The 4412-nt window shown below is 55.1% G+C and carries 5 protein-coding genes and 1 pseudogene; all 6 read right to left on the reverse strand.

What is annotated here, in order from left to right:
* A partial coding sequence (locus WG8_RS29155; protein WP_007432836.1) for a nucleotide-binding protein occupies window positions 1-362 on the reverse strand: 362 nt, incomplete at its 3' end.
* A complete protein-coding gene (locus tag WG8_RS23800; RefSeq protein ID WP_007432837.1) occupies window positions 355-1443 on the reverse strand; it encodes a cobalt-precorrin 5A hydrolase in 1089 nt (362 codons plus the stop codon). The genes WG8_RS29155 and WG8_RS23800, both read right to left, overlap by 8 nt.
* Entirely contained in the window at window positions 1436-2230 is a 795-nt protein-coding gene (gene cobM / locus WG8_RS23805; RefSeq protein WP_007432838.1) for a precorrin-4 C(11)-methyltransferase, read from the reverse strand. Before cobM ends, WG8_RS23800 begins: the two co-directional genes overlap by 8 nt.
* Entirely contained in the window at window positions 2227-2943 is a 717-nt protein-coding gene (gene cobI / locus WG8_RS23810; protein ID WP_007432839.1) for a precorrin-2 C(20)-methyltransferase, read from the reverse strand. The genes cobM and cobI overlap by 4 nt, the downstream gene beginning before the upstream one ends.
* A 32-nt stretch (window positions 2944-2975) precedes the next feature.
* Window positions 2976-4232 carry a bifunctional cobalt-precorrin-7 (C(5))-methyltransferase/cobalt-precorrin-6B (C(15))-methyltransferase gene (locus WG8_RS23815; protein WP_007432840.1) on the reverse strand — a complete coding sequence of 419 codons (1257 nt, stop codon included), beginning with the start codon at window positions 4230-4232 and terminating at the stop codon, window positions 2976-2978.
* Window positions 4225-4412: pseudogene (locus WG8_RS29160) on the reverse strand (cobalt-precorrin-5B (C(1))-methyltransferase); the annotation flags it as partial. The gene WG8_RS23815 and the pseudogene WG8_RS29160, both read right to left, overlap by 8 nt.

Below are 4412 nucleotides of genomic sequence, written 5' to 3' on the forward strand. Positions count from 1 at the left end.
GACCCGGTGTTGTTGAGCGGGTCCTTGCCGTCATACAAGCCCATGACGCCTTCAATCACGGAAATATCCGCACCTTCGGAAGCACGGATAAAGGTTTCACGTACCGTATCCGCTGAGGTCATCCAGGAATCGAGATTACGGGAAGGCGTTCCGGTCGCGGCCGTATGATAGGTCGGATCAATATAATCCGGCCCGCACTTAAAACCCTGCACTCGCAGGCCGCTGTCGGCGAATGCCTTCATCAGCCCGAGAGTGACGGTCGTTTTGCCCGCGCCGCTGCCCGTGCCGGCAACAACAATCCGGCTTCTGCGCGCTATGACAGGCGGATCAGACTGCACAGCCTGCTTCATGACGTCAGTCATAGGCAACCCGGGCAATAGACAGCGTCATATTGCCGATTTTTTTCTTCTCCAGCAGCCAATGGTCCGCACCGGAAGACAACAGCGCTGAAGGCTCGCTAACTCCATATGCGCCGGTGTATTTGAAGACTGTTTCAGATGGATTGGGAAGCTGCACCGTGTTCAGCTCTGACGGGGTGTACGTCACCAGTTTCCAGCCGTATTTGGCGCAGAGGGCGAGCAAGCCCTCTTCATCCTTTTTCAGGTCAATGGTGGCAATATTCCGCACGCTTTTTACAGACAAACGCAGCTCTTGCAAGGTGCCGAGTACGCCAGCCTCCAGCTCCTCCACATCCGTACCCCGATTACAGCCTATGCCAAGCACCAGGCTTTTGGGACGGTACAACACGCCGTTCGAAAGGAAACGTTCCTCTTCTTCCGGCTCCAGCAAACGGTCGCTAACGACCAACGCGGCGTTAAAGGGCTCTCGTGCTGCTTCTGCCATCGAAGAATATACCTTGATATGCGCAGGTACAGGCTTGTCATAACGCCACCAGTTTCGTTCACCCGTCTCTTGTATGAGCGCGACAGGCTCCTCGTTCACCACAGCCGCACTCACTGGAGTGGCCTTGTCGAAGCTGTCGACCACCCAGCCCAATTCCCGACCCAACATGTCCACCGGAATCGTGCCCTGTACGTCCGATGCAGTTGTAATCACTGCACGTGCGCCCAGTACAGCAGCCACATGGCGGGTCAACTCATTGGCGCCGCCCAAATGGCCAGACAGTACGCTAATGACATGCTCTCCGCGATCATCAATGACGACTACAGCCGGGTCTACCTTTTTATCCACCAAAATCGGCGCAATCATGCGAACCACCGCACCGAGGGAAATAATTAAAATAATACCGTTATATTGTTTAAATAAATCCGGCAAAATCAGCTTGACCGAGCCTTCGAACAATTGAATACCGCGCTCCTGCTCATCCCCTCGCTCAAACTTGGACATGTAGTACACATCTGTGCCGGGAAAGCTGGCTCCCAAATGACGTGCCATTTCCACTCCATGCTTCGTGATCGCCACAGCGGCAAATGGATTACCCACCCGGCTTCACTCCCTTTCGGTAGCCATGGGTGAACGACTTGTCATACAGCTTGGAACGATGCGCATCCTTGTCCACCAGGCCCGGGTCGAGTGCCCAGCCTGCCAAAATCATGGCATGCATCGTGATGCCCGCTGCACGTAGATCGGCCGGCAATTGAGCAAGCGTCGTGCGTACGATTTTTTGGTCCGGCCAGGTAGCGCGCTGTACAACCGCTACAGGAGTATCCTCGCTCCAGCCTGCCGCCAGAAACTCGGCAACCACCTTCTTCGCCAGCGTTGCGCTGAGGAATAGGGCCACTGTACAATGATGGGATGCCAGGTCACGCAGCTTTTCCCGGTCCGGTACAGGTGTACGGCCTTCGGCTCTCGTCAGAATAACCGTCTGCGTCAGGTCAGGCACGGTCAGCTCTGCGCCCAGCACGGCCGCAGAAGCGAAGACCGAGCTGACACCTGGTATGATTTCGTAGGCTACTCCGCGCTGCTTCAGCAGCACCATTTGCTCCAGAATCGCACCGTACACTGCCGGATCACCCGTATGTACGCGGGCTACACTCCGTCCAGCCTGCACGGCCTCGCTCATAATCTCGACCTGCCGCTCCAGATCCATGCCCGAGCTTTGCAGTACCTGCGCCTCCGGCTTGGCTGTCGCAATCAACTCGTCGTTCACGAGTGAATCCGTGTACAATACAACATCGGCTGTGCGTAGAATTCGGGAGCCCTTTACCGTAATCAGCTCCGGATCACCTGGCCCCGCTCCTACGATATATACTTTTGGCTCCAACGTCATTTGCTCACCACCATCAAACTCAAATATTCAAGCTCCTGCCCGCGCAGCTCACGTGCGTTGCGCCATACCATTTCATATGGAGACGTAACCTTGGTGATCACAGACACACGCTCCCCAAGATTCAGTTCATCCAGCACATCCAGAATCAAATCCAGGACCTTGGCAACCTTGATAAACACGACCGTATCGTGATTTTCAATCGCCCGCTTCATCGCTTCCCTATCCTCCGTAGCCGGTATAATGCCGACCTGCTGATCTCCGTCCGCCAAAGGCATTTCCAACGCTGCCGCTGCTCCCAACACGGATGAAATCCCTGGAATAGATACAATCGGCACCTCGGGATGGAGATCCTTCATAAGCCGCGCCAAGTGAATAAAGGTACTGTACAGATTGGGGTCTCCCTCTGTGACAAAGGCTACATCCTTGCCTTCACGCAGCGCTTCCCAGCAAGCAACCACCGTTTTGTTCCACTCCCGCTCCAGTACAACCGGGTCCTTGGTCATTGGAAAAATCAGTCCCAGCATTTCTTTTTCCTCCGGGTTTACGTACAATTCCACGATCTCATGAGCGTATGACTTGCCTCCCCGGCGCTTCTTCGGATAAGCCACAACTGCACATTCCTGAATCATGCGGTACGCCTTGACTGTAATCAGCTCGGGATCACCCGGCCCCACGCCTACGCCGTAAAGTGTTCCTGTTGCCGCCGTATTCATGCTGTCTCTCTCCCCCTCTTGATTTACCAGCTTTATCCCTCTGCTATTTCGTCAGTTTCGTCCACCGAAGGCTGTCCGGTAATGACGTATATCGGATTCAGTCCGTCAAAACGCGTCATATTTAAAATGGGCTTGCTGCGTGCCGTCTGCAGCAGTGTTACCGAAGTCTCCAGCCCTGCTGCCTGCATCGCCTTCATGCCATCATGCAATGTCTCAACAGTGGCGGCATTGACCACGATTCTTCCATCCGTACGCAGACGGGAAGCGCATAGCCGAATCAGCTCTGCCAGTTCTCCCCCACTCCCGCCGATAAACACCGCATCCGGGTTCGGCAGTTCGTCCAGTCCGGCAGGCGCTTTGGCATGAATAACCGGAAAATCGGTGCGGAATTTGATTTTGTTCGCTTCCACATTCGCCAAATCGCCTTCATTTTTCTCAATGGCAAATACTTGCCCGTACTTGGCCAGCCGTGCACACTCCACAGCCACAGAGCCGGAGCCTGCCCCGATGTCCCATACGATGCTTCGCTCGGTCAGACGCAGCTCGGACAAGCTGAATACGCGTACTTCGCGTTTCGTGATCAGCCCTTTTTCCGGCTTGCGTTGATGAAATTCGGCATCCTCGAAGCCGAAGCCCCGACGAGATGCTGGTACATCCGCGTCCTTGCGACGGCGCAAAATGACCACATTTAACGGCTGGAACACGCCCTGCGCCATTTCCTCCAGCGTATAATGCCGATACGTCTCGTCCGGTCCGCCCAAATGCTCGCCGACAAAGGCATCATATTCTGTCATGCCAAAATGCAACAGATAAGCGGCAACTGCGGCGGGATGATTGCGGTCATCTGTCAATAAAGCGACCTTATTCTGTCCGTCGATCCGCTGCGCCAGTCCGGTCATCGGACGACCGTGTACGCTTTCCAGCACTGCATCCTGCCAGCTTTCTCCCAGACGGGCAAACGCAAGCTGAACCGAGCTGAGATGCGGCATAATGTCCAGATGCTCGGCCCCCAGCTTGGCAGATAAATACCCTGCGATGCCAAAAAAAAGCGGATCGCCTGACGCGAGCACGACAATATCCTTGTCCTCACGCAAGCGTCCCAGTTCTTCCACCACGGCGGAAAAGCCGCTCTTTAAGGTTCGTTTTTCCCCTGTGGCTGCCTTGAAAAAGGCTAGCTGGCGCTCTCCGCCAACCAGCAGGTCCGCACGCTCGATTCGCTCCAGCGTCTCCTGCGACAAACCTGCCGCTCCATTTTCACCGATGCCAATGACACGGATCACTCTACTCACCGACTCTCGCCCTCCCCAGCACGTTTCCTTTCAGCGTTACCAGTACCATTTCTACGACAATTCCACCGCCTGCATGCTCCAGACAATGCTGACATCCATAGGTGCACAGCTTTTCAAAAAAGCTCAGCGCATTAGCCTCGGTCATCATATCAGCCACCTGCGTCGCGGTATTGGCTTCTG

Origin of the sequence: Paenibacillus sp. Aloe-11, from assembly GCF_000245715.1 — a bacterium.
In the GTDB taxonomy this organism is placed as follows: domain Bacteria; phylum Bacillota; class Bacilli; order Paenibacillales; family Paenibacillaceae; genus Paenibacillus; species Paenibacillus kribbensis.